At 70.8% G+C, this 18,602-nt stretch carries 19 protein-coding genes and 1 pseudogene; 8 read left to right on the forward strand and 12 right to left on the reverse strand.

Annotation, left to right across the window (positions count from 1 at the left end):
- Positions 1 to 10 precede the first annotated feature (10 nt).
- From I847_RS0108265 to I847_RS0108275, 3 genes are read right to left on the reverse strand one after another with little or no spacing between them, the layout of a single operon-like run.
- Positions 11 to 778, reverse strand: coding sequence for a glucose 1-dehydrogenase (locus I847_RS0108265; RefSeq protein WP_028049326.1), 768 nt, complete (start codon positions 776 to 778; stop codon positions 11 to 13).
- Positions 775 to 1,839: a cytochrome d ubiquinol oxidase subunit II gene (gene cydB, locus I847_RS22620; protein ID WP_081680636.1), complete on the reverse strand. Its 1,065-nt coding sequence runs from the start codon at positions 1,837 to 1,839 to the stop codon at positions 775 to 777. The genes I847_RS0108265 and cydB overlap by 4 nt, the downstream gene beginning before the upstream one ends.
- 12 nt (positions 1,840 to 1,851) lie before the next feature.
- Complete coding sequence (locus I847_RS0108275) at positions 1,852 to 3,252, reverse strand: cytochrome ubiquinol oxidase subunit I (RefSeq protein ID WP_028049327.1); 1,401 nt, start codon at positions 3,250 to 3,252, stop codon at positions 1,852 to 1,854.
- Between the two features lie 525 nt (positions 3,253 to 3,777).
- On the opposite strand from I847_RS0108275, the gene I847_RS22625 reads away from it, so the two are divergent.
- The gene (locus I847_RS22625) at positions 3,778 to 6,099 is read left to right on the forward strand and encodes a bifunctional diguanylate cyclase/phosphodiesterase (protein ID WP_196804510.1); all 2,322 of its coding nucleotides are present in this window, start codon (positions 3,778 to 3,780) and stop codon (positions 6,097 to 6,099) included.
- 204 nt (positions 6,100 to 6,303) lie between these two features.
- Complete coding sequence (locus tag I847_RS0108285; RefSeq protein WP_028049328.1) at positions 6,304 to 7,035, forward strand: ZIP family metal transporter; 732 nt, start codon at positions 6,304 to 6,306, stop codon at positions 7,033 to 7,035.
- 12 nt (positions 7,036 to 7,047) lie between these two features.
- Here the strand turns inward: I847_RS0108285 and I847_RS0108290 are convergent, their stop codons facing one another.
- Positions 7,048 to 7,695 (reverse strand): dihydrofolate reductase family protein, encoded by a 648-nt coding sequence (locus I847_RS0108290; protein WP_028049329.1) that lies wholly within the window; start codon positions 7,693 to 7,695, stop codon positions 7,048 to 7,050.
- On the reverse strand, positions 7,692 to 8,033 hold the full coding sequence (locus I847_RS0108295) for a helix-turn-helix transcriptional regulator (RefSeq protein WP_028049330.1): 342 nt from the start codon (positions 8,031 to 8,033) through the stop codon (positions 7,692 to 7,694). Before I847_RS0108295 ends, I847_RS0108290 begins: the two co-directional genes overlap by 4 nt.
- A 141-nt stretch (positions 8,034 to 8,174) precedes the next feature.
- Here I847_RS0108295 and I847_RS22630 point away from each other — a divergent pair, with 141 nt between their 5' ends.
- From I847_RS22630 to I847_RS26660, 4 genes are all read left to right on the forward strand, one after another.
- On the forward strand, positions 8,175 to 8,852 hold the full coding sequence (locus I847_RS22630; protein WP_034609566.1) for a phosphatase PAP2 family protein: 678 nt from the start codon (positions 8,175 to 8,177) through the stop codon (positions 8,850 to 8,852).
- Positions 8,849 to 9,571: a phosphatase PAP2 family protein gene (locus tag I847_RS22635; protein WP_051274607.1), complete on the forward strand. Its 723-nt coding sequence runs from the start codon at positions 8,849 to 8,851 to the stop codon at positions 9,569 to 9,571. The genes I847_RS22630 and I847_RS22635 overlap by 4 nt, the downstream gene beginning before the upstream one ends.
- A 178-nt stretch (positions 9,572 to 9,749) precedes the next feature.
- Entirely contained in the window at positions 9,750 to 10,349 is a 600-nt protein-coding gene (locus tag I847_RS0108310; protein ID WP_028049331.1) for a putative glycolipid-binding domain-containing protein, read from the forward strand.
- Positions 10,350 to 10,400: 51 nt separating this feature from the next.
- Positions 10,401 to 10,556 (forward strand): hypothetical protein, encoded by a 156-nt coding sequence (locus I847_RS26660; RefSeq protein WP_155856064.1) that lies wholly within the window; start codon positions 10,401 to 10,403, stop codon positions 10,554 to 10,556.
- Between the two features lie 170 nt (positions 10,557 to 10,726).
- Here I847_RS26660 and I847_RS0108320 read toward each other — a convergent pair whose 3' ends face one another.
- Together I847_RS0108320 and I847_RS0108325 are read right to left on the reverse strand one after the other, a co-directional pair.
- Positions 10,727 to 11,296: a GNAT family N-acetyltransferase gene (locus I847_RS0108320; RefSeq protein WP_028049332.1), complete on the reverse strand. Its 570-nt coding sequence runs from the start codon at positions 11,294 to 11,296 to the stop codon at positions 10,727 to 10,729.
- A 49-nt stretch (positions 11,297 to 11,345) separates the two neighbouring features.
- The gene (locus I847_RS0108325) at positions 11,346 to 11,744 is read right to left on the reverse strand and encodes a VOC family protein (protein ID WP_028049333.1); all 399 of its coding nucleotides are present in this window, start codon (positions 11,742 to 11,744) and stop codon (positions 11,346 to 11,348) included.
- Positions 11,745 to 12,048: 304 nt separating this feature from the next.
- Here I847_RS0108325 and I847_RS0108330 point away from each other — a divergent pair, with 304 nt between their 5' ends.
- Entirely contained in the window at positions 12,049 to 13,470 is a 1,422-nt protein-coding gene (locus tag I847_RS0108330) for a serine hydrolase (RefSeq protein WP_028049334.1), read from the forward strand.
- A gap of 89 nt (positions 13,471 to 13,559) precedes the next feature.
- Here the strand turns inward: I847_RS0108330 and I847_RS0108335 are convergent, their stop codons facing one another.
- Positions 13,560 to 13,955 carry a VOC family protein gene (locus I847_RS0108335; RefSeq protein ID WP_028049335.1) on the reverse strand — a complete coding sequence of 132 codons (396 nt, stop codon included), beginning with the start codon at positions 13,953 to 13,955 and terminating at the stop codon, positions 13,560 to 13,562.
- A 162-nt stretch (positions 13,956 to 14,117) separates the two neighbouring features.
- Between I847_RS0108335 and I847_RS27555 the strand changes: the two are divergent.
- Positions 14,118 to 15,212: pseudogene (locus I847_RS27555) on the forward strand (DUF4037 domain-containing protein).
- Positions 15,213 to 15,496: 284 nt separating this feature from the next.
- Here the strand turns inward: I847_RS27555 and I847_RS0108350 are convergent.
- The 4 genes from I847_RS0108350 to I847_RS0108365 form a co-directional block, all read right to left on the reverse strand.
- Positions 15,497 to 15,697, reverse strand: a complete 201-nt coding sequence (locus I847_RS0108350) for a hypothetical protein (RefSeq protein WP_028049336.1) — start codon at positions 15,695 to 15,697, stop codon at positions 15,497 to 15,499.
- A 146-nt stretch (positions 15,698 to 15,843) separates the two neighbouring features.
- Positions 15,844 to 16,452 (reverse strand): SRPBCC family protein, encoded by a 609-nt coding sequence (locus I847_RS22650; protein WP_051274616.1) that lies wholly within the window; start codon positions 16,450 to 16,452, stop codon positions 15,844 to 15,846.
- Between the two features lie 27 nt (positions 16,453 to 16,479).
- Positions 16,480 to 17,922 (reverse strand): MFS transporter, encoded by a 1,443-nt coding sequence (locus I847_RS22655; protein WP_051274618.1) that lies wholly within the window; start codon positions 17,920 to 17,922, stop codon positions 16,480 to 16,482.
- Between the two features lie 81 nt (positions 17,923 to 18,003).
- Positions 18,004 to 18,561 carry a TetR/AcrR family transcriptional regulator gene (locus tag I847_RS0108365; protein WP_028049338.1) on the reverse strand — a complete coding sequence of 186 codons (558 nt, stop codon included), beginning with the start codon at positions 18,559 to 18,561 and terminating at the stop codon, positions 18,004 to 18,006.
- Positions 18,562 to 18,602 lie beyond the last annotated feature (41 nt).

Below are 18,602 nucleotides of genomic sequence, written 5' to 3' on the forward strand. Positions count from 1 at the left end.
CTCGTCCACCTCACAAGCCCGGGCTGCTGTGCATGATGCCGCCGTCGGCGAAGACCGTCGTCGCGGTGAGGTAGGTCGCGCCGTCGCCGGCGAGGAAGGCGACCAGGCTGGCGATCTCCTCCGGCTCGGCCATCCGGCCGAGCGGGATCGCCGCATCGAGGGTCTTCATCTTCTCGGGGTCGTTCATGGTCGACGTGTTGATCGGCGTCGCGACGGCGCCCGGTCCGACGCCCACCACCTGCACCCCCTGCGGCCCGAGCTCGACGCCCGCCGTCCGGGTGAGCATCCGCATGCCGCCCTTGGACAGGCAGTACGCGGTGTTCCCAGGCATGGGCCAGTCCTCGTGCACCGACGTCATGTTGATGATCCGGCCGCCGGTGCCCTGCTTGATCATCTGCTTGGCCGCGATCTGGGTGCCGAAGAACGCGCTCTTCAGGTTGATGTCCATGACGCGCTCGTACTGCTCCTCGGTGGTGTCGAGCACCGACGTGCGCGTCTCGATCCCGGCGTTGTTCACCATGATGTCGAGGTGACCGAACGCCTCCACGGTCCGCGCGACGAGCATCTCCAGGTCTGCCACCTTGCTGACGTCCGCCTCGACCCCGATGGCCTGGTCGCCGAGGGCGTGCACCTGCTTCTCGAGCTCCTCGGTGGCCTCCGGGTGGGCGACGAAGTCGATGACGATGTTCGCCCCAGCCTCGGCGAGCGCGAGGACGACGGCCTTGCCGATGCCGCTGTTGCCGCCGGTGACGACCGCCACCTTTCCGTGCAGGCTCATGTGCGTGCTCCTTCGTCGAGGGGTGCGGACGGACCCGTGGTCGGGTCCGGTGGTTCTGGTAGTACAGCCGCCGGCGGGGCTATGACCCGGCGGCGGAAGACGAAGAAGGACCAGCCCTGGTAGAGCAGGATCAACGGCACGAGCACGAGGGCGACGACCGTCATGACCTTGAGCGCGTACGGCCCGGATGCCGTGCTCGTCACGGTGAGGGTGTCTGCGGCGGAGGTGCTCGAGACCAGCACGTTCGGGTAGAGGTTGGCGAACAGGGTCACCACCGTGAGCGCGATCGCGACGGCCGTGGCGGTGAAGGCCCAGCCATCCCGGTGCGCCCGCACGAGCAGGGCGGCCGCCAGGACCGCGACGACGGCGACGACGGGCGGCACGGTTCCGCGCAGCACGGGAGCACCGGACACGGCGGGGGTCGCCACGGCGAACGCCAGGAGCAGCAGGACGGCCGGCACCAGCGCGACGCTCGCGGCGCGCTGCGCCCGCGTCCGCACCTGTCCGGTGGTGCGCATGGCGAGGAACGTCGCGCCGTGCAGGACGCACAGGGCGGTGAGCGTGAGCCCGACGAGCAGGCCGTAGCCGGTGACGGTGTCCGCGACCGAGCCCGTGAACTCCTCGGTGGAGTCGACCGGCAGGCCGGCCAGCAGGTTGCCGAGCGCGACGCCGAGGAGCAGCGGGCACAGCAGGCTGCCCAGAGTCAGGCTCCACGACCACGTCTGTCGCCACCGCGTCGCGTCCATGCGCCCGCGGAACTCGAACGAGACCCCGCGGGCGATCAACGCCACGAGCAGGAGCACGAGCGGCAGGTACATGGCGGAGAACCACGTGGCGTACCAGCCGGGGAACGCGGCGAAGATGCCGGCCGCCCCGACGATGAGCCACACCTCGTTGCCGTCCCAGAAGGGCCCGATCGAGTTGATCGCGACGCGTTGCTCCGTGTCCGTGCGCCCCACGACCTTGTGGAGCATGCCGACCCCGAAGTCGAAGCCCTCGAGGACGAAGAACCCGGTCCAGAAGAACGCGATGATCAGGAACCACAGGTCAGGCAAGGTCATCGGAACACCTCCTCAGAACGTCAGGGCGGGGACGCGGGGCTGGTCGTCGTCCACGTGCTCCTCGGGTTCCTCGAGCTCGAGGCCCCGGCGCGCGAAGCGCATCATCAGGAACACGTTGACGGCGCCGAGGAGCAGGAAGATGCCGTAGAAGACGGCAAGGCTGATGATCACGTCGGTCCTGCCGACGGACGTCGAGACGCCGTCCGTGGTGAGCATGAGGCCCTGCACGATCCAGGGCTGGCGACCGTTCTCGGTCAGCATCCAACCGGCCGTGTTCATCAGGAACGGGAAGACCACGGCCCACGTCGCGACGAACAGGAACACGCGCGCGGTGGGTAGTCGTCGTCGCCAGATGAGCCACAGCCCCCAGAGGGCCACGAGCGCGGCCAGGGAACCCAGGTAGGCCATCACGCGCATCGACCAGTACTGCACGAACACGTTCGGCACGTAGTCGCCGGGCCCGAACTCCTCCTGGTACTGGGCGTTCAGCTCGTTCATGCCCTGCACCTCACCGTTCCACGTCCCCGTCGCGAGGATGGACAGCAGGTGGGGGATCTCGATGATCTTGGTGGGGTTCTGGTCGTTGTTGCCGCCGCCGATCTGGAAGGCCGAGAACGAGCAGGGCTGGCACGTCTCCCACTGCCCCTCGGCGGCGGAGATCTTCATCGGCTGGTACGTGGCCTCGATGACACCGAGGTGGCTGCCGATGCCGAGCGCCAGGAAGATCGAGGGAAGCAGCACGGCGACTGACAGCTTGGCCGAGCGCGTGAACACCTCCGCGTGCTCCCCGCGTCGCAGGTACCACGCCGAGACGGCCAGCATGAGGACCGAACCCGTGACGAGCGACGCGGTCAGGACGTGGGCGTACCCCCACAGGAACACGGGGTTGGTCATCACCGCGCCGATGTCCGACAGCTGCGGCCGACCCGTGGCCTGGTCGACGGTGTACCCCACCGGGTGCTGCATCCACGAGTTGGCGGCCATGATGAACGCCGCCGAGCCCGCGGCGCCGACCGCGACGAGCCACACCGTGAGCAGGTGCACCCGGCGAGGGAGAACGTTCCAGCCGAACACCCACAGCCCGATGAACGTGGACTCGAGGAAGAAGGCAGCGAGCCCCTCCATCGCCAGCGGGGCGCCGAAGACGTCGCCGACGTACCGGGAGTAGGCCGACCAGTTCATCCCGAACTGGAACTCCTGGATCAGTCCCGTCACCACGCCCACGGCCACGTTGATCAGCAGCAGCGTGCCGAAGAACTTGGTCAGCCGCTTGTGGTCCGGGTTGCCGGACCGGAACCACGTCGTGTGCAGAACGGCCACGAGGAAGCCGAGGCCGATGGTGACCGGCACGAAGAGGAAGTGGTAGATGCTCGTCGACGCGAACTGCAAGCGGGCCAGGTCGAGGTCGGACACCGGACCTCCCGATCGATGGTGGTGCTGCGGCGGACGCACGCGCGACGGCATGTCGACCCGGTCCGAGGGTCGCACCGGTCTCGACGAGCGAACATCACCCCGTCGGGATGAAAGGGGTTCCTGGGCGCGGCGACAGCCGCTCTTGTCTCAGGCAGCGCTCCGGACCGCATGGCGCACGTAGAGCACGCTCAGCCCAGTCGTCGTCCTGCCAGACGCGCATCGTCGGTACATGCGACGGCCGTAGAGCGACGTGCCGATCTGTCGCTCGTGCTCGTTCCAGAACGCATGAACCTCGTCGTCGGGTACCGACCAGTCGAACGAGCCGGTCTCGTCCTCCAGGTAGCCGTCTGCTCAGGTCGACGTCGGTCACGGCCGGCGCAGGGCGGCACCAGAAGCGTGCCTGAGCGGGTCCCGAAAGGCGACGCGAGCCGGGCCGGGAGGCCACACGCTCGGCGGAGCCGTGCGCTCATGTCCGGCGTGTTCCAGCCGATGGTGTGTGGTGACGACGTCCGAGCGAGGATCACGATGCAGCGCACCCTCCCGCGTCCGGGCCCCGGGTCCGACGCGCCGCGAACCGACAGCGCCCTGCGCAGCCGGCTGCTCGTCACGATGTTCGTGCTCGCGGGGACGAACGTCCTGCTGTTCGGCGCCGAGCTCGCCGGGACGGCGTCGTGGGGACAGCGGATCGGTCAGACGCTCAACCCCGTCATCGCCGTCCTCGCGGTCCTGCTGTGCCGCCGTGCGGCGACCGACACCGGCAGCGAGCCTGCGGCCCGCCGGATCTGGGTGCTGACCTCCTGGGGCATGACGCTCATGGCCGCGGCGATCGGGGCCCGGCTCGCCGCGAGCATGGGCCCGGCCTCCCTCGGCCATGCCGCGAACGTCCTGCAGGCTGTCGGTGCGATCCTCCTGAGCATCTCCGTCTTCCGGATCCCGCTGGGGCCGCGGACGCGCGCGGAGCGTACGGCTCTCATCCTCGATGTCGCGACCCTTCTCGTGGGGGCCGCCGTGATCCTCTGGCACGGCCTCGGCGGCTCACGGATCCTGCTCGCCGGAGAGGACGTCCGCGCTGTGGCCCCCGTGTTCGTCGCCGCACTGGTGGCCGTGTTCCTCGCGTCGCGCGCCGCGGTCGGCGGGTCCGAGGTCGTGCCACCGCGCACTGTCTATCTGCGCGCCGTCTCGGCCCTCGTCGGCGGCCTGGGGTCCGCTGTCTCGGTCGTGCTCCTCGCCCTGCGCCCGGAGCTCGACGCTCAGGTGCTGCTCAACCCGCTCGCGTCGTGCACGATCGCCCTCAGTGCCTGCTTCCAGATGGCCGACGGCGCCGATGCTCGCATGCGCGGCCGACGCAGGCGTCGCTACAGCCTCCTGCCCTATCTCGCCGTCGTCGCCGTGGGCGTCCTCCTCGTGCGCACCGCGGTGACGCACTCTCCCGACCTCGTCGTGGTGGCGCTCGGCGCGGTGCTGCTCACTGCGCTCGTCGTCGTGCGTCAGCTCATCGCGTTCCGCGAGAACGACGCGCTGCTCTCGCGCCTGGGCGACCAGGAGGAACAGCTGCGCCACGAGGCCACGCACGACGCGCTCACCGGGCTGGCGAACCGGGCCCTGTTCGCCGAGCGGCTGGCCACGGCCGTCGGCGGGATCACCGCGGGCCGCCGGCTGAGCCTCGTCCTCATGGACCTCGACGGCTTCAAGACGGTCAACGACACGCTCGGCCATGTCGTGGGCGACGGCTTGCTCGTCGCGGTGGCGGCGCGCCTGCACGCGGGCGTGCGAGCGACCGACACCGTGGCGCGGCTGGGTGGCGACGAGTTCGCGATCCTGGTCGACGGCCTCGGCGCCGACGCGCTCGAGCCCTTGCTCACCCGCATCGCGGCATCGCTCGCCGACCCGGTGCGGGTCCACGAGCACGTCCTCGCCGCCCGCGCGAGCTTCGGCGTCGTCGACGTCCGTCCGGGGGACGACGCCGACGCGCTCCTGCGCCACGCGGACGTCGCCATGTACGACGCGAAGGAGCGGGGTGAGGGCGGCTACAGGCAGTACAGCCCGGGGATGGAGACGCGCGGCGCCGAGCGCAGCCGCCTCGCCGAGGAGCTGCGAGCCGCGATCGACGGGTGCGAGCTCGTGCTGCACTACCAGCCGGTCGTCACCCTCCCGGAAGGCCGGATCACGGCCGTCGAGGCACTCGTGCGCTGGCAGCACCCGAGCCGCGGGCTGCTCGCCCCGGGCGAGTTCGTGCCGCTCGCCGAGCAGACCGGGCTGGTCGTGCCCCTCGGTCGCTGGGTGCTTCGCGAGGCCACCCGCCAGACTGCCGCCTGGGCTCGGGAGCACGGGCCCGACCTGCTGCGTGGTGTCGCAGTCAACGTCTCGGCGCTCCAGCTCCAGGACCCGGGCTTCGTCGACGAGGTTGCTGCGGCACTGCGCGACAGCGGCCTGCCGGGCGGGTGCCTGACCGTCGAGATCACCGAGTCGACTGCGGTCGGCGGCGGCGTGATGCAGGACTCCCTGCGCGGGCTCCGAGCGATGGGAGTGCGCGTCTCGCTCGACGACTTCGGCACCGGGAACTCGACGCTGAGCCTGCTCGTGGACTGCGTCGTCGACGAGATCAAGCTCGACCGGCGGTTCGCGCCCGCACCCGGCGAGGGCGCCATCGCCGGCGCCGTGCTGCAGCTCGCGCGCGCTCTCGGCATCGAGGCGGTCGCCGAGGGGGTGGAGACCCTCGCACAGGCCGACGACCTCGGTCGCCTCGGGTACGGGCTCGCGCAGGGCTTCCACTTCGCGCGGCCCATGACGGCGCAGGCGCTCGGCGAGTCCATGCGCGCGACGCCGGCGCGCCCCGTCCCCGCCTGATCGCTGGTCGACGCCATGCGTGCTGCAGGACTCCTCGCAGATTCCCGGTACGCCGGCGACGCCCGCACTCACCGACCCGTCGCGAGTGCAACCGTGCGCACGTGACGCGTTCACTGCCGTACTGGTAGGTATGTGCTGCGTGGTCTCGTCGAGACCGGGACGCGAGACGGTGCCTCGTCTGGTCCGTCGAGGGGGGTGCGGGAGATGGCCGGTGCCTTCGGATGGGGGCTGCTCGCAGCCAGCTCTCTGGTGCTCGGCGCGCTGGTCGCACTGGCGTTCCCGACCAGCCGGCGGGTGATCGGCCTCGTCATGGGGTTCGGCTCCGGCGTGCTGATCAGCGCCGTGTCGTTCGACCTCGTGCAGGAGGCGGCCGCCAAGTCCACGGGACATGGCGCGCTCGTCGGCGGGCTCTTCGCCGGCTGTCTCGTCTTCTTCGGAGGCGACGTGCTGATCGAACGGTTCGGCGGCGGTGACCGCAAGGACACCGGCGGCGACCAGCAGAGCGGCTCGCCCCTGGCGATCGTGCTCGGCACCGTGCTGGACGGCATCCCTGAGTCGATGGTGATCGGCCTGACGATCTTCCAGGGCGGGGAGGTCGGCGCTGCCTACCTCGTGGCCGTGTTCGTCTCCAACCTGCCCGAGGCGATCGGCTCGACGACCGGTCTGGTGTCCGCCGGCTGGCGCCGGTCGCGGATCGTGTGGATGTGGGTGGCGATCATGGTCGTGTCGGGTCTGGCCTCCGCCGCGGGCTATGGCCTGTTCCAGAGCTCGTCGCCCGAGGTCGTCGCCTTCGTGCTCACCTTCGCGGCCGGGGCCATCCTCACGATGCTCGCCAACACGATGATGCCTGAGGCCTACGACGAGGGCGGCCGGTGGGTCGGCGTCGCCACCACCCTCGGCTTCGCGGTGGCGTACGCGATCCACCTGCTCGACTGAGCCCGCCCGGCCCTACCGCGTGAACGTGACGTGGGTCGTGCCGCTCTCGGACACCTCCGTCGTCACCGTGTGGGTGAGCTCGAGCCCTTGCAGGTGGTCCCAGAGCCGGTTGCCTCGTCCGAGGACGACCGGAGCGACCATGAGGTGCACCTCGTCGACCAGGCCGGCACGCAGGAAGTCGCGGGCGGTGCCGTACCCACCGCCGACGCGCACGTCTCGGTCGCCGGCAGCCGCGCTCGCCTCGGTGAGCACGTCCTCGATGGAGCCGTTGCGGAAGTGGAAGGTCGTTCCACCCTGCATGGGGATGGGCGGGCGCGGTGCGGTGTGGGTCAGCACGTAGACCGGGGTGCCGAACGGCGGCTGATCACCCCACCAGCCCTTCCACTGCGGATCGTCGGGGAACGAGTGCAGGCCGAACATGCTCGCGCCCATGATCTCGGCCCCGATGCCCTCGAAGAAGGCGGCGGCGTAGGAGTCGTCGACTCCGGTCGTGCCGGCGCCGCTGGTGTCCCCGAAGACGCGCTCGCGGAAGGTCCGGGTCGCGGCATAGTCGGCCGTGAGGCGCCCCCAGTCCTCGCCCATCGGATTCTCGGCGTCCTCGCCCAGGATGGGGGTGTAGCCGTCCAACGAGACGAACAGGTCCATGCGCACGCGGGTCATGTCAGCTCCTTCGGGGTGGTGCGGGCCAGCTGGCTGTCGAGCCGGTCGAATCGACGTTCTGCGGACATCCGTTGCTCGCCCACCCACAGGCGCAGGGTGTCGAGGGCACCCGGGCGCAGGCTCACCGTGCGGACGCGGCCGTGCTTCTGCGAGGTGACCACACCCGCGTCCTCGAGGACGCGCAGGTGCTGCAGCACCGACGGCAACGCCATCGAGAACGGCGCCGCGAGCTCGGACACGACGGCCGGGGACTTCGCGAGACGCTCCACCATCGCTCGGCGCGTCGGATCCGCGAGAGCCCGCAGCACGGCGTCGAGCTCGTCGTGATACCTAGGCATCTGCCTAACTATTGTCGCGAGTCCGTTGTTCGTCAACCCGTGTCCGACGAGGGATGCTGCGGTACGAGAGCACCGGGACGTACCCGCGGCGGCGGGTGTGGTCGGCGCGCCGACGACCCGATGTTCTTCTAACCTGCGGGGATGCTCCCGCCCGATCCGCGCCAGCGCGCGCTCCTGCGAGCCACCGCCTTCGGCGCCGGGTTGTCCCTGCCGGTCCTCGTCCTCGCGTACCTCGTGCGCGTGGAGGCGCCAGGAATGGCGCGGCTCGACGACGAGGCGGTCGCTGCCGCCACCTCCTTCACTCGCGAGCACAGCGGCCTCCTCCACGGGCTGCTGGCGTGGCAGGAGCTGCTCAGGCCCGTCTGGGTGAACCTGGCCGTCGCACTGCTCTGCCTGCAGATCTGGCGGCGGCACGGACTGGGGACCCGCGCGCTGTGGGGCATCGTCACGCTCCTCGTCGCGTGGGTGCTGCAGGTCGGAGCGAAGGGGCTCGTCCACCGGGCGCGACCCGCGGTGGAGGACGCCCTCGAGCACGCACCGGGGTCCAGCTTCCCCTCCGGGCATGCGACCAACGCCGCCGCCGCGGCGCTGACCACGACGATCGTCCTGTGGCCGCTGCTCGGAACGCGTGGCAGGTTCGCCGTGGTGGTCGTCGGCGGCACCGTCACCCTGCTCACCGCCGCGGACCGGGTCTTTCTCGGCGTTCACCACCCGTCCGACGTGGTTGCCGGCATCCTGCTCGGCACCGCGATGGTCGGCGCTTCGTCCCTCGGTTACCTCGGCTGGAGAACACAGCCACGCACGGAAGGGCTCACATGACCCTCCTCGTCGGCGAGACACGACAACGCAGCACGGTCCACTCGTTCGTCCATCGCTACGAGCTCGACACGTCTCGCCCGACGTTCGGGTCGGCGTGCCGCGACCTGGCGAGGCGGGCGCTCCTCCCGGCCGTGCTGTGGTGGCTGGTCATGGTGGGGACCGGCCTCCTGATCGTCGGGCCGTTGCACGACCTGCCTGCCGAGACCGGCGTGGACCGGTGGTTCGAGGCGCGCCGCACCGCGGGCCTCGGCTCGCTCACGCTCGTGCTGTCGGACTTCGGGCAGACCCAGTTCGTCATCGCCGCGTGCCTGCTCGTGGTCGCGGTGTTCTGGTGGCGCACCCGACAGTGGTGGCTGGCCGTCGTCCCCGCGATCGCGATCGGGCTGCAGGCCGTCCTGTTCTTCACGTCGTCGCTGCTCGTCGGCCGCGGACGTCCTGACGTCGCCCTGCTCGACGACTCCCCGCCCACAACCGCGTTCCCGAGCGGTCACACCAGCGCGTCCGCTGCGCTCTACGTCTCCCTCGCCCTCCTGTGCCAGCGGATCACCCGGCCGTGGTTGCGGTGGGGACTCACGGCCGTGTGCCTCCTCGTCCCCTTCGCCGTCGCGACGGCGCGCCTCTACCGCGGCATGCACCACCCCACGGACGTGCTCGTCGGCCTGGTCAACGGCGTCCTGTGCGCGTTGCTCGCGTGGTGGTACCTGCGCCGGGACGTCTGAGCGCCGAGCCTCCGAACTGCCGAGCCCGCACGGGCCGCGGTCGGGAGTTGTGCGGACGGGCACCGTCCAAGGTCGCGACTTCACCACGGCGGCGTGAGACTGGGCGCATGAACGACTGCGCGGCCGTCGTGTCCGGCCAGGCGCGCTCGACGCACGCCGTGCCCTCGGGCGGTGAAACGTGACGCAGTACCGCTGGGCGAGCCTCATCGACCCAGGGCAGACCGACACCGCCGACGTCGAGCTGCTGGACGACGGCGTGCGTGCCACGGGGAGTCAGGTGACGGGCTCCTACGTCGCACACTGGCGTCTCGACGCGTCTGTGGGGTGGGTGACGCGGAGCCTCGTCGTCGCGGTCGACGGTGACGGGTGGCAACGTTCGCTCGACCTGTCGCGCGACGAGGCGGGGCTGTGGACGTGCACGGTCGCCGGCGGTGGGTCGCCGCCGCAGGACATCGCGGCGGCCGGACCGGATCTCGGAACCGATCTGGCGACCGCACTCGACTGCGACATCGATCGATGCCCGATGACGAACCTCATGCCGATCCGCCGTCTCGGCCTCCAGCGCAGCAGAGTTCCCGGGCACTCGTTGGTCATGGCTTGGGTGGAGCTTCCCTCGCTCCGCGTCATCGCGAGCGATCAGCGCTATGCGAGCGCCTCGAGCGACCGGGTCCGCTACTCGAACGGGACGCGTGGCGTCGACGTCGAGCTCGAGGTCGACGCCGACGGCATGGTCACCTCCTATCCCGGGCTTGCGGTGCTCGCCTACCGCGAACACTGAGCCGTCCCGTCCGCAGCAGCGGCCCGATTGGCGACCGGACCGACCCCCGCCGTGCGGGACGACGCACACGGATCGGATGCACGTCTGCGCGAGCGAGGCGTCGTCGCCGGCGCCCCGACCCAGGTGCGCAACCACGACGGCTCGGGAGTGGCGACCACCGACGGACCGTTCCTGCGGTCCGAGCTTCCGCTCGCGGGCGTGACGTGACTCTTTCGGTCGGGGAGCAAGAGGCTGGAGGCTCCCCGACCGCTCCACGTCGAACCAGCAGGTGACGACGACCGGACCGGCCTGGCGAAGGCTGCGAACTGACCGGTGAGTTCCGCCCGTCAGCCCGCGAACCACCGGCACGGGTCGGAGAGGACATCGCCTGGGAACGGCTACAGCTCCAAGCGCATGACGGGCCGGCTGACGTAGGTGCGGCCGATCTCGCCGAAGCCAGCAGCCTGGAACATCGCGAGCGTGCCGGTGAACACGGCCGAGCCGGAGACCGTGGCGACGCGGAGCCTGCCGACATCGACCGGGTGGCCCTCGACGGCGGACGCGCCATGTCGACGGGCGTGCTCGACGGCGGCCACCAGCAACGCCGTCCCGACCCCGGCACCGCGGTGCTCGGTTCGGACCGTGAAGCAGGTCACCCACCAGACCGACGGATCCTCGTCGAGGACGCGTCGCAGCGCCCGGTTCTGCATGACCCCCGGCAGGCTCGCGCGCGGCACGACCCGGGACCATCCCGCGGGACTTCCGTCGACGTAGGCGACGAGACCCACGGGGACGTCGACCTCCTCGATCTCTCGATGCAGCTCGTCCCGGTTGCTGGGCTGGTCGTGCGTGCGAAATCGTTGGCACCAGCAGGAGTCCGGCCTGGACGCGCGTCGGCCGAATGCCGCGACGACGTCGGACCAGCGATCCGGCGTCGCAGCCTCGACGCGAATCCCCGTGTCGGTCATCGCGGACGGACCGCTTCTGCGACCGGCGTCCCCGACCCGGTGAACTCGCTCATGCGGTTGCGGGGATCTCGGGCGCCGGTGCCACGGTGGTGATGCAGAACGGGTGGCCAGCGGGATCCAGGAGCACCCGCCACCGCGAGTCGGGCTGAGGTTCGGCCAGCCTGGCCCCCAGTGCCACCGCGCGCTCGACCGGCTCGTCCAGGCCGTCTCCAGCGGTGAGGTCGAGATGAACGATAGAAGCGCCCGGCCACTGTGGAGGCCGGTAGTTCTCCACCCGCTGCGGAATGAGCAGTAGTCCTGGGACCTGCACCCCCACGCTGGTCGGTCGGCGCCACAGCAGACGTCCCCCGAGCAGCAGGAGGTAGAACTCCGCCAGCTCGGCCGGGTCGGCGCAATCCAGGGAGACTCCCACGAACCGCACGTCGCCGGGATCCGCTGACGCTGTCATCGCGCCATGGTGCCACCTACCCCATGTACGGCTCACGTGATGTGGACAGGCGCCGATGACATCCCACACCTCTGCCTTCGTGGGTGTGGGAACTCTTCACCATCGCCCCGATCCTCGCCGACCGGCGCTCGACATCATCGAGCAGGCCGGGGTCGCAATAGTGAAGCACCTGCTTGACGGTGCTGGCCTGCACCGGCGACCCACGCTAGCGGGCGCGGGTTCTCACCGGCGTGTCGATGTCTTCGGGCGGTGCGTCCGCGGGTCCACGGAGTCGATGGTCGTGCGGCCTCGCTATGGTGCGCGGATGCCTTCCGGACGCCTCCTGCCGCGCTCGACCCCGATCGCCTCGGGGGTGCCGTCCCGCGCCGTGTCCGCGCTGCTGGACCAGCTCGAAGCACGGTCCGTCCCGTGCCACTCATTGATGATCGTTCGCCACGGCCACGTCATCGCTGAAGGGTGGTGGGCGCCGTACTCCGCCGAGCGCCCGCACCTGCTCTACTCGCTGACCAAGTCGTTCACCTCGGTCGCCGTCGGCCTCGCGATCACCGACGGGCTGCTGTCGCTCGACGACCGGGTCGTGGACGTGCTGGCGGAACACGTCCCGGCCGACATCCCGGAGCAGGGACTCCGCCTGACGGTGCACCATCTGCTGTCCATGACGACCGGGCACGCCACCGACACCCTCGAGGAGGCCTGGCGGCTGCAGCCGGACGACCTGGTGAGGGGGTTTCTCCGCCTCCCGTTCGCGCACGCGGAGGGAACGAGGCACACCTACGACAACTCGACCGGATTCGTTCTCGCCCGGATGGTCGAACGCGTAACTGGCCGCGACCTGCGGGACCTGCTCGACGAGCGTCTCTTCGCGCCGATGGGTATCGACCTCGTCGAGTGGGACCAGGTGGCGAGCGGCGCCTCGTTCGGGTTCCACGGTCTGCACCTCACCACCGAGGCTGTCGCCGCCTTCGGGGAGCTCCTTCTCCGCGAAGGGCGCTGGGGCGACCGGCAGATCGTCCCGCAGGAATGGGTCAAGCTCGCGACGAGCCAGCACATCGAGACCTTCGAGGTCGAAGGGTCGCCCGAGAACGAGGACTCGCTGTGCGGGTACGGGTACCAGTTCTGGATGTCACGCCACGGGTACCGAGGTCACGGCGCCTACGGCCAGCGGTGCATCGTCGTCCCCTCCCACGACCTCGTGGTCGCGGTCACGGGCGAGACGGAGCCCGGCGCGGTCCTCGACCTCCTCTGGGACTACCTTCTGCCCGCCCTGGACGAGGTCGAGAGTGCACGGGACGACGAGGCCCTCGCCGAGCGGCTGCGCTCGTTGTCCCTCGAACCGGTGCGGGGGACCGCCGACCCGGGGCGGTCAGCCGTCGCGATTCACGAGGCCACGGCCCGGAACGCTCCCCTGCCCGACGGGATCACCGTGGCCGTCCGCCCGGTCGACGGTGGGTGGCGCGTCCGGCTCGGCTCGTTCGACGTCGAGGTCGGCCACCGCACCTGGCGGGAGAGCTCCCCTCTCGGCCGCCCCGTCGTGGCGACCGGCGCCTGGCAGGGCGACACCTTCGTCGCCGACCTGTACGTGATCACCACCCCTCACCACGTCCGGCTGGTGGTCGACGCCGGCGGGGGCGCAGCCGCCGCGACGTGGAGCACGGTGCCACTGACGGGCCCACGGCTGGACCTGCACCTGCGGTCGCCGCTGAGGACCCGACCGGACGTCGCCTAGGCGGTCCACCGGCCGAGTTGATCCGACGACGACCGCCCTGCGCCCCACGGTCCAGGAGCTCGCGTGCCAGCCGGCCGCGGTGAGCTCCGTCAGGCCACGCAGAACACGTTGCCCTCGGGGTCGAGCATCACGACGTGCCCGAGCACCGATCCCCGTTCATCCCGGTAGTGCTCCTCGCGGACGACGCTCGCGCCGCGGGCGACCAGGTCGGCGACCTTCGCGCGGATGAGGTCCGCCCGGGCAGCCCAGTCCCACGGCGGCTCACCCGCGACGCGCAGGTCGATGTGCAGCCGGTTCTTCGCCGTCACCGGTTCCGGCACGCGCAGGAAGCCCACCGCGGGTCCGACGCCGTCGGGGTCGACGATCGAGGCGCCGTCGGGGTCGTCGTAGCCCGGCTCGGGCACGTAGCCGAGGGCGTCGGCCCAGAAGGCCGCGAGAGCGTGCGGGTCAGCGGCGTCACCGCCGAGCGTCCAGTGCATCGCCATCCCTCGACCGTAGCCGGGGCGCTCGTGGCCGGTGGCACGCTGCACGCCGGGGCTTGCCCGGCCCCGTCGTCGCCCTTTCCCGCACGTTCGAGCGCGACGCAACCGTGCCCAGGACACTCATGACGTCCTCCGAATCGTCGGGCGGACCGCCATGATGTCCGGGTGCGCGGAGCGGATCTCAGCCTGGCCTACTACGAGCAGGTCGTCCGAACCGCGCTCGAGCGTCACTGGACCGGGCTGCCGCACGCCGCAGGTCGGCTCGGAGCCGGGTCCGACGTCCTCGGGCTCGACGACCACCTGTCCCGCGATCACGACTGGGGACTGCGGCTGACGGTTCTGCTGGATGCGTCCGACGCCGGCTCCGCAGGGTGGCTGACCCCTGAGCTGATCTCGCGAATCCTGGACGAGAGCCTGCCCGACGAGTTCGACGGGCATCCGACGCGGTTCAGCACGTCGTGGGATCGTCGGGAGAGGCACCGCGTCGAGGTCACGACCGTCGAGGCCTTCGTCGGAACCCGGATCGGGGTCGGGACGCCGGACGAGCTCGACCCGCTCGGTTGGCTGGCGCTCACCGGTCAATCCGCGCTGGAGGTCACCGCGGGACCGCTGTTCCACGACGGCTCGGGGACCTTCACGCGGGCGCGACGGCTCCTGGCCACCTACCCACGCGACGTCCGGCTGCAGGTGCTCGCCGCCGGGTGGTAGCGAATCGCGCAGGAGCTCCACCTGCTCGGTCGAGCCGGTCAGGTCGACGACGACGCAGGCGCACGTGCCCTCACGGGGCGGCTCGTCGGAGCGATGCTGCACCTCGCATGCGTCATCGGGGACGTGTGGGCGCCGTACCCGAAGTGGCTGGGCACCGTGGTCGGTCGGATGCCGGTCGGGACCCGCCTGGCGCCGCCCGTCCGAGCGGCGCTGGCGGCGGACGGCTGGAGGGAACGCCAGGACTCGCTCGCTCACGCGCTGACCGTGCTGTACGAGGCGCAGCGGAGCGCCGGTCTGCCGGTGATCGACGGCGCGCCGGTCCGACCGTTCTACGACCGCCCGTTCCTCGGCGTGGACGACGACGTCCTCGACGCACTCCGGTCCGAGGTCCGCGATCCGTTCGTCCGCGCCCTGCCGCCGGGCATCGGTGCCATCGAGCAGTGGTGCGACGGTCCGGCTGTGCTCATGGACGCCCAGCGCCGGCGCGCCGTCGTCTGGGCAGCTGCGGGCGCTGACGCCGGGGTGCGCGGAGGCGAGTCCTCAGGAAGCTGACCCGCTCGAGGCACGTGGACGAGCGCGTTCGCCACGGCAGCTGCACGTCGTATCACTTCCGCCGCCGCCGGATCGCCTCGACGATGACGACCGCGACGATGGCGCCGACGATCCCGATCACGCCGAGCCACAGCTGCCCGTTGGCTCCGGTAGACACCATGAGGACAGCCCCTCTTTTCGACTCGTCGGCCGGCGAAGCACCGGCTGCAAACGCATGACCCAGGGTGGCATCTCGGCCTCGCCGCAGGTCCCGTACGAGCACCTAGAGCCCTCGGGGTCAGCACTCAGAGTCCCCGGCGCCGCTGTGTTCGGTGGTATCGGATCGCGAACGCGATGGCGACGACCACGAGCATGGCGAAGTCGCCCGCGACGAGCACCGCGATCGCCCAAGCCGAGATGACCGCCGGCTTGGGCGATCGCGGGTGGTCTGCGAGGGCTGTGATGCCGTCGCTGGGGACGGCGCTGTTGTGGCGGACGGCAGACATGGGCGCTCCTCTTTCTCGCGTCGATGGCGCGAGGTCTCGTGGGGAAAGGGGGGCTCGGGCCGAGCCACGGTCGTGACCCGGCCCGAGCAGTGGTTCAGCGGGTGCCGTGCGGGCGGTGGACCGCGGAGCCGGCGTCCGTCATGCCGTCAGTCCCACAGGCTGAGCGCGACGAGGAACAGGACGAGCGGCACGAGCAGCCACGGCTCGGCCAGCACGAACAGGGCCGTCAGACCCAGCGACGTCCACGCCAGTCCCTTCGCGACCCGGCGCCGGCGCACCTTGCGAGCACGGTTGGCGGCCTTGGCTTCGGCCTTGGTGCGCAGCAGCTGCAGCCACGACGCGAGGGAGCCGTCGAGCGCGGTGCGCAGATGCTCCGCCTCGGCGTGGACCGGCTCGACCTCCCACGACTCGGCGGTGCGGACGATGGTCGCGTCGTCGTCGGGCGTGAACGTCCATTCGTGGATCCCGGTGATCCCCTGGGCGCCGCCGCCCCAGAGGATGCGACGGGGGGCGTCAACCGCGTAGACGGTGGAGGTGACGTCGAGTCCGTGAGTGCTCCACCGGAAGGACGCCCCCGGCACCAGTGGGCCGTCGACCTCGGCGGAGTCGACGTCGGTCTGCCAAGCCGGCCAGCCGGCGGCGTCGGTGCGCAGGCGCCAGACGAGGTCGATCGGGGCCTGGATGCGGATTTCGCGGCGGACCACCACGGTGGCGGACTCGTCGATCGCGGTGGGGATGCTGTCGGTCGTGTTCATTGCGGTCTCCTACTGTTGAGTGAACGGTCATTCACTTGCGGGGACAGTGTCTGTGCTGAACCAGGCGACGACGGCGCCGGCGAGGGCGATGCAAGCGGCGCCGAGGAAGAGCCAGGAGAAACCGCCGCTCAGGGCCGCCGGGGTCGCGACGCCGGCGTGGACCAGGGCATCGGTGCGGACGGCCGCGACGGTGGACAGCACGGCCAGGCCGAGCGCGCCGCCGATCTGCTGGCTGGTGTTGATCAGACCGCCGGCCAGACCGGACTCCCCACCCTCGACACCATCGACCGAGAGCTGCGTCGTGGTGACGAACGCGCCGCCCATCCCGGTCCCGATGAGCAGGGTGGGGCCGAGCAGCTGTCCGACGAACGTGGCGTCGGCCGGGGCGAACGAGAGCCAGACCAAGCCGCCGGCGAGCAGGACGAGCGAGCCGATCAGCGTCGACCGTGCGCCGATCCGTTCGATCACGGAGGGGGCGACACCGGCCACGACCACCAGGGCGCCGGCGAGCGGGAGCTGCGTCAGACCGGTGGTCAGCGCGTCGTAGCCGAGCACGGCCTGCATGTAGACGGACAGGGCGAAGAACAGGGCGACCATCGCCGCGCCCACCAAGAGCATCACGATGTTCCCGACGCTGAGGTTGCGGTTCCGGAACACTCTCAGCGGCACGAGCGGCTCAGCGGTCCGGCGCTCGACGACGACGAAGGCGACGCCGAGCACGACCGCGGCGACCGCAAGGCCGAAGGTCAGCGGGCTGACCAGGCCGACCTGCTCGACGGCGCTCAGAGCACCTACGGCCGCGACGAGAGCACCGGTGATGGTGGCCGCGCCCGGCATGTCGAGCTTGCCGCGCGCACTGGCGACGTCACGGGTGATGAGGAACGGGATGGCCGCGAGCACCAGCAGCCCGATCGGGACGTTGACGAAGAAGACCGCCTGCCAGCCCAGTGCAGCGGTCAGCACCCCGCCGAGCAGCACGCCCGCGGCCGAGCCGATGCCCGCGACTGCGCCCCAGACGCCCAGCGCCTTCGTGCGGTCGCGGCTGTCGGGAAACAGGTGCGTCAGCAGCGCGAGCGCGGCCGGGGCGAGCAGCGCCGCGGAGGCGCCCTGCACGGTGCGCGCAGCGAGCAGCATGCCGCTGCTGGTCGACAGCCCTGCGAGTGCCGACGCCCCGATGAAACCGGCGACGCCGATCAGGAACACGCGACGATGCCCGTACCGGTCAGCCAGGCGACCTCCGAGCAGGAGCAGACCGCCGAAGGCGAGGACGTAGGCCGTGATCACCCACGACAGTGCCGCCGTGGTCATCTGCAGCTGCTCACCCAGGACCGGCAGCGCGATGTTGACGATCGAGGCGTCCAGGACGACGAGGAACTGGGCGAGTGCCAGAACGCTGAGGGCGAGCCAGCGCCGAGAGCTGCGCGGCGGCGTGGTGAAAGGGGCAGGGGCGGGGAGGGTTGTCGCGCTCATGATGTGCTCCAATCGAGAGAGTGAACAGTCATTCACCTGGTGAGACAGAAGTGTGCCCGGGCCAAAGGTTGCCGGGAGGGATCAGTCGGGGTGGCGGATGCCCGCGGTCAGAAGTCGAGCCCAGCTTTCGGGGACCTCGTCGATCTGGGCGGTCACGATCAGGTGGCACAGCTGGCCGTAGGCGATGAACCGCTGCACGTCGTCGTCGGAGGCGCGTGACCGGCTCTTGGCGAAGTCCACAACCTCTCGCAGGCCCGCACGCATCGCCTGGCCGACTTCGGTCAGCTCGCCGACCGACTGGGCGTGTACCTGCAGCATGAGCAACGTGCGATCGGCGATGAGTTGGGCGTACGCGCCCCCCATCGCGAACAGGACCCCCTCTGGGGACTGGTCCTCGGCGCTGTCCGCGCCGGCGGCCAGCACCTGGACGACGCGGTCGAAGCACGTCTCCACGGCGGTGACGAACAGGCGCTCCTTCGTCGGGAACAGCTTGACGACGTAGGCCGGCGAGATCTTCGCTGCGCGGGCCACATCGGCGATCGTCGTCCCGTGGTACCCGCCGCGAGCGAACTCCTGGACGGCTGCAGCGGCGACGACCGGCTTACGGAGGTCTGCGGTGGAGAGCGAGGCCGGAGTCATGTGAGTGACTGTACATTCACTACGCTTGGTCGGCAAGCGCA

Origin of the sequence: Cellulomonas sp. URHD0024 (assembly GCF_000426185.1) — a bacterium.
Lineage (GTDB): Bacteria > Actinomycetota > Actinomycetes > Actinomycetales > Cellulomonadaceae > Cellulomonas.